General features: G+C 75.0%; 5 protein-coding genes. 4 read left to right on the forward strand and 1 reads right to left on the reverse strand.

Annotation, left to right across the window (positions count from 1 at the left end; translation table 11 throughout):
- From VER05_RS17525 to smpB, 4 genes are all read left to right on the forward strand, one after another.
- Nucleotides 1-330, forward strand: a 330-nt coding sequence (locus VER05_RS17525; protein ID WP_324846600.1) for a cell division ATP-binding protein FtsE, incomplete at its 5' end; no start/stop codon positions are given.
- A gap of 12 nt (nt 331-342) precedes the next feature.
- Nucleotides 343-1,260: a permease-like cell division protein FtsX gene (ftsX, locus tag VER05_RS17530; protein WP_324846601.1), complete on the forward strand. Its 918-nt coding sequence runs from the start codon at nt 343-345 to the stop codon at nt 1,258-1,260.
- 10 nt (nt 1,261-1,270) lie between these two features.
- Nucleotides 1,271-2,608, forward strand: a complete 1,338-nt coding sequence (locus VER05_RS17535) for a M23 family metallopeptidase (RefSeq protein ID WP_324846602.1) — start codon at nt 1,271-1,273, stop codon at nt 2,606-2,608.
- Between the two features lie 109 nt (nt 2,609-2,717).
- Nucleotides 2,718-3,188, forward strand: a complete 471-nt coding sequence (smpB, locus tag VER05_RS17540; RefSeq protein WP_147794009.1) for an SsrA-binding protein SmpB — start codon at nt 2,718-2,720, stop codon at nt 3,186-3,188.
- 93 nt (nt 3,189-3,281) lie between these two features.
- On the opposite strand, the gene VER05_RS17545 is transcribed toward smpB, so the two are convergent.
- Nucleotides 3,282-5,435 carry a thioredoxin domain-containing protein gene (locus VER05_RS17545; RefSeq protein WP_324846603.1) on the reverse strand — a complete coding sequence of 718 codons (2,154 nt, stop codon included), beginning with the start codon at nt 5,433-5,435 and terminating at the stop codon, nt 3,282-3,284.
- Nucleotides 5,436-5,607 lie beyond the last annotated feature (172 nt).

Consider the following 5,607-nt stretch of genomic DNA (forward strand, 5'->3'; position numbering starts at 1 on the left):
GACGTGCTCGAGATGGTCGGCCTGGCCGGCAAGGAGAAGCGCCGCCCGCACGAGCTGTCCGGCGGCGAGCAGCAGCGCGTGGCCATCGCCCGCGCGTTCGTGAACCGGCCGGCGATCCTGCTGGCCGACGAGCCCACCGGCAACCTCGACCCGACGACCTCCCTGGGGATCATGCGCCTGCTCGACCGGATCAACCGCACGGGGACCACGGTCGTGATGGCGACGCACGACGACGAGATCGTCGACCAGATGCGCAAGCGCGTCGTGGAGCTCTCCGGCGGCGAGATGGTGCGCGACCAGTCGCGCGGCGTCTACGGCTCGGACCGCTGAGGGGGGATCGACGTGCGACTGCAGTTCATCCTCTCGGAGATCGGCATCGGCCTGCGCCGGAACCTCTCCATGACCGTCTCGGTCATCCTGGTCACCTTCGTCTCGCTGACGTTCGTCGGCGCGGCCGCGCTGCTGCAGATGCAGATCGGCAAGATGCAGGACGACTTCTACGGCAAGGTCGAGGTCGCGGTGTACCTCTGCCCGGCCGGCACGTCGTCGGAGCCCACCTGCGCCGGCGGCGAGGTCACCGACGACCAGAAGCAGGCGATCCTGGACGCGCTCGACGCGCCCGACGTGGCCCCGTACATCGAGAGCGTCACGGCGGAGTCCAAGGAGCAGGCCTTCGAGACGTTCCAGCGCCAGTTCGAGGGCCAGTACTGGGCCCAGGTGATGACCGTCGACGACATGAACGAGTCGCTGCGCATCAAGCTCACCGACCCGGAGAAGTTCGAGGTCGTGGCCGACGTGCTGCAGGGGCGGCAGGGCGTCGAGACCGTGCAGGACCAGCGCGAGCTCTACAACACGCTGTTCCGGGTGCTGAACTCCGCGACCCTGCTCTCGCTCGGGCTGGCCGGCGTCATGCTGCTGGCCGCGGTGCTGCTCATCACGACGACCATCCGGCTGTCGGCGCTCAGCCGCCGGCGCGAGACCGGGATCATGCGGATGGTCGGCGCGTCGAACCTGTTCATCCAGCTGCCGTTCATGCTCGAGGGCGCGATCGCCGCCACGATCGGCGCGGTGCTGTCCGTCGCCGGGCTGTGGGCCGGGGTGCGGTACCTCGTGACCGACTGGCTGGGCGGCCAGGTGGCGTGGATCCCGTACGTCACCACCAACGAGGTGTGGCAGGTGGCGCCGTTCCTGGTGGCCGCCGCGATCCTGCTCGCCGCGATCTCGTCCCTGGTCACCCTGAGCCGCTACACGAAGGTCTGAGATGGCGAGCATGCGCACCCTCACCCCCCGCCGCGCGCGCGGCGTCCGCGCCGTGGCCGCGTCGCTGGCCGGCGCGCTCGCGGTGCTGCTCGGCGTCACCGCGGCCGGCTCCGCGATCGGCGACGACCTCGACGACCGGCAGGCCGCGCTCCAGCGCCAGCAGGCGCAGAACGAGCAGCAGCGGGCGGACGCGGAGGCGGCGCTCGAGGGTCTGAGCGCGCAGTACCAGCAGACCGCGCAGGACCTGCTCGCCGTGCAGCAGCAGCTCGCCCCGGCGCAGGCGGCGCTGGCGGCCGCGCAGGAGGCGCTGGCCGGCTACGAGCGCGAGGCCGAGCTGATCGCCGCGCGGCTGCAGGACGCCGAGGACCAGGAGACGTCGATCAGCGCGACGATCGCCACGGACACCCAGCGCTCCGACGAGATCCGCAGCCAGATGCGCCAGATGGCGCGCCAGGCCTACCAGGGCGGGCCGAGCCTGTCCGGGCTGAGCATCGTGGTCGGCGCGCAGACGGTCGAGGAGTTCACCGAGCAGTACGGCCTGGCGGCCGCCGCGCAGCGGACCCAGAACCAGGTGCTCGACGAGCTGGCCGACATCGAGGCGGCGAACAAGAACAGCCAGGCGCGGCTGACCGCCGTGCGCGAGCGGATCACCGAGCTCAAGGCCGAGGCGGACGCGAAGGTCGCCGAGGCGGAGCAGGCGCGCCAGGAGGCCGCGGACAAGAAGGCCGAGGTCGAGCGGCTCATCGCGGAGCAGACCGCCAAGCAGGCGCAGCTCGCGTCCCAGAAGGCGGCCGCGGAGACCGAGGTCGCGTCGATCGACGCCGAGAAGAGCTCGATCGAGGCCGAGCTGACGAAGGTCGCGAACGAGCAGCGCGCCCGCGCCGCCGCGGCGGCGGCCGCCGCGGGCCAGCCGGCCCCGGCCGCCGGGCCCGTGTCCGGCGCCCTGTTCGGCAACCCGACGTCGATCAACCCGATCCACGTCACCAGCGAGTACGGCATGCGGCTGCACCCGATCCTCGGGTACTACCGGCTGCACGCGGGCATCGACCTGCGCACCTACTGCGGCACCCCCATCTACGCGGCCCGCGAGGGCACCGTGCAGTGGGCGCGCTGGCGCAACGGGTTCGGCAACCAGGTGATGGTCGACCACGGGCTCTACAACGGCAGCTCGCTGATGACGTCGTACAACCACATGACGAGCTTCGTCGTCGGCGGCGGGCAGCACGTGTCCCAGGGCCAGCTGCTCGGCTACTCGGGCAACACCGGCACGTCGGCGGCCTGCCACCTGCACTTCGAGGTGTACGTCAACGGCGCGACGGTGAACCCGCGGCCGCTGCTCGGCCTGTAGCGGAATCCGGTGGGCGGTCGGCGCGTGGCCGGTTAGGCTGCTGCGTCGCCCCCTGTCGGACCCGTCGGGGCACTCGCACGACCCCCAGCACGACCCCAGGAGGAGAGTCATGGCCAAGCAGAGCGGACGGTCGCTCGTCGCGTCCAACCGCAAGGCGCGCCACGACTACCTCATCGAGGACGTGTTCGAGGCCGGCGTGGTGCTGAGCGGGACCGAGGTCAAGGCGTTGCGCGCCGGCCGCGCGTCGCTGGTCGACGGCTGGTGCTCGGTCGACGGCGGCGAGGCCTGGCTCGAGGGCGTGCACATCCCCGAGTACTCGCAGGGCACCTGGACCAACCACGCGCCGCGGCGCAAGCGCAAGCTGCTGCTGCACCGCGAGGAGATCGACCGGCTCGAGGCCAAGACCCGCGAGAAGGGCCAGACGATCATCCCGCTGTCCCTCTACTTCCTCGACGGCCGGGCGAAGGTCGAGATCGCCCTGGCCCGGGGCAAGCGCGAGTACGACAAGCGGCAGGCCCTGCGCGAGCGCCAGGACAACCTCGAGGCGGTCCGCGCCATGCGGGAGAAGCGCGACCGCTGACGCGCGGCGCGCAGGCATCCGCCGAGATGGCAACTCTCGGCTGTGATGCGGGGTCTCCCCGCAGCCGAGAGTTGCCTTCTCGGCGAGGGGCCCCTACGCGAGGGACGCGCGCAGGGCGCCCGGGTCCGTGGTCGGGCGGTCGCAGACGAAGCCCCGGCAGACGTACGCCGCAGCGCGGTCGCCCACCAGCGGGCGGTCGCGCAGCAGGCCCACGGCCGCCGGGTCCGCGGCCACCTCGTCCGGGTCGCCCTGCGCCAGCACCAGGCCGGGCGCGGGGGAGCGCACCGCCGCGCGGACCAGCGCGACCCGGCCGGGGTCGTCCGCCCGGCCGAGCACGGCGACCTCCCGCGGCCCGTCCAGCACCGCCTCGGCGGTCGCCAGCGCCCAGGCCACCGCCCGCGGGTGCTGGTGCGCGGTCGACAGCGGGCCGGCCAGCGCGAGCTCCGCGACCTGCCGGTCCGTCGCCGAGCCCGTGAGCGCGGCCCGGGCGAGCAGCGCCCCCGCCGCGGCCGACTGCCCGGCCGCCGACGGACCGTCCGCGACGTCGGGCCGGGTGGACAGCCGGGCGACGACCGGGTCGGTCTGGTCGTCGGCGGTGTCCCGGAACCCGTGCCCCGGGGCCCGGAACCGCGCCAGCACCGTGTCCAGCAGCGCCGACGCCCGGGCCGCCCAGCGCGGCTCCCCGGTCACCCCGCCCAGCACGAGGAACCCCTCGGCCACCGCGGCGTAGTCGGCCAGCACCCCGGGCGCCGTCCCCACCGCGCCGTCCCGGGACGTGCGCGCGAGCCGCAGCAGCCCGTCGCCGCCCTCCAGCGTGTGCACGGTGTCGAGCACCCGCGCCGCGTCCGCCGCCGCCGCGACCCACTCGCGCCGCTCCAGGGCGGCCCCGGCCTCCGCCAGCGCCGCGACCGCCAGCCCGTTCCACGCCGCGACCACCTTGTCGTCCCGCGCCGGCTGCGGCCGGGCCGACCGCGCGCGCAGCAGCGCCCGGCGCACCCGCGCGAACCGCACCTCGTCCTCGGGGGCGGGGTCCGCGCGGAGCTGCAGCACCGAGGTGCCCGCCTCGAAGGTGCCGGCCTCGGTGACGCCGAACAGCCCCGCCGCCCACGCGCCGTCCTCGGCGCCGAGCGCCTCGTCGAGCGTCGCGCGGGTCCAGACGTAGGTCGCGCCCTCGACGCCGTCCGTGTCCGCGTCGAGCGACGACGCGAACGCGCCCTCCCGCGTCCGCAGGTCCCGCAGCAGCCAGTCCGCGGTGCCCTCGACCACGTGCCGCGCGAGGTCCGACCCGGTGCTGCGCCACCAGTGCACGGCGATCCGGAGCAGCATCGCGTTGTCCTCGAGCATCTTCTCGAAGTGCGGCACCGTCCAGGTCGCGTCGACCGCGTACCGGGCGAACCCGCCGCCGACCTGGTCCGCCATGCCGCCGCGCGCCATCGCCTCCAGCGTCCCGGTCGCCATCGCCAGGGCGCGCTCGTCGCCGGTGCGGGCGTGCCGGCGCAGCAGCCACTCCAGGGCGGTCGACGGCGGGAACTTCGGGGCGCCGCCGAACCCGCCGTGCTCGGCGTCGTACGACGCGACCAGCGCCTCGACGGCGAGGTCGGAGACCTGCGCGACGGCGTCGAGGTCGAGCGCGGCGCCGGGGCCGCCGTCGGCGCCGGCCGGGGGGACGTCGCCCGCCAACGCGCCGTCGCCCGCCGCCGCCCCCTCCCCGGCGCCCGCCCCGTCCACCGCGCCCGCCCCGTCCACCGGCGCCCCGCCCAGGTGCGCCAGCAGCTCCGCCGCCCCGCCGCGCACCTCGTCCCGCCGCTCCCGCCACGCCCGGGACAGCGCGTCCAGCACCTGGCCGAACGACGGCCGCCCGGCGACCGGCACCGGCGGGAAGTACGTGCCGCAGAAGAACGGGTCGCCCTCGGGCGTCGCGAACACCGTCATCGGCCAGCCGCCCTGCCCGGTCATCGCCAGCGTCGCGGCCATGTACGCCGCGTCCAGGTCGGGCCGCTCCTCGCGGTCCACCTTCACGTTGACGAACCGGCTGTTCATCACCGCGGCGACGCCCTCGTCCTCGAACGACTCGTGCGCCATCACGTGGCACCAGTGGCAGGCGGCGTACCCGACGGACACCAGCAGCGGCACGTCCCGGCGGCGGGCCTCGGCGAACGCCTCCTCGCCCCACTCGAACCAGTCGACCGGGTTGTCGGCGTGCTGGCGCAGGTAGGGGCTGGTGCTGCGGGCGAGGCGGTTGGGCATGGCACCCACCTTGCCGCCGCCCCGGCGCGGTCGCGACCGCGCCGGGGCGGCGGAGGCGCTCAGACGCCCGGGACGTCGCGGGTGGGGCGGGTCGGGCGGTCGGCGCCGCGGCTGCGCAGCGCCCCGCGGCCGACCACCTGCTGCCACGTCGCCGCGCGTTCGGACCGACCGC

This window comes from Cellulomonas sp., from assembly GCF_035634735.1.
Lineage (GTDB): Bacteria > Actinomycetota > Actinomycetes > Actinomycetales > Cellulomonadaceae > Cellulomonas.

What these genes read in the sequence shown, in the direction of transcription:
- VER05_RS17545 (WP_324846603.1), bottom strand. Translation starts at nt 5,435, where the DNA reads ATGCCCAACCGCCTCGCCCGCAGCACCAGCCCCTACCTGCGCCAGCAC.
- VER05_RS17535 (WP_324846602.1), top strand. Translation starts at nt 1,271, where the DNA reads ATGCGCACCCTCACCCCCCGCCGCGCGCGCGGCGTCCGCGCCGTGGCC.
- smpB (WP_147794009.1), top strand. Translation starts at nt 2,718, where the DNA reads ATGGCCAAGCAGAGCGGACGGTCGCTCGTCGCGTCCAACCGCAAGGCG.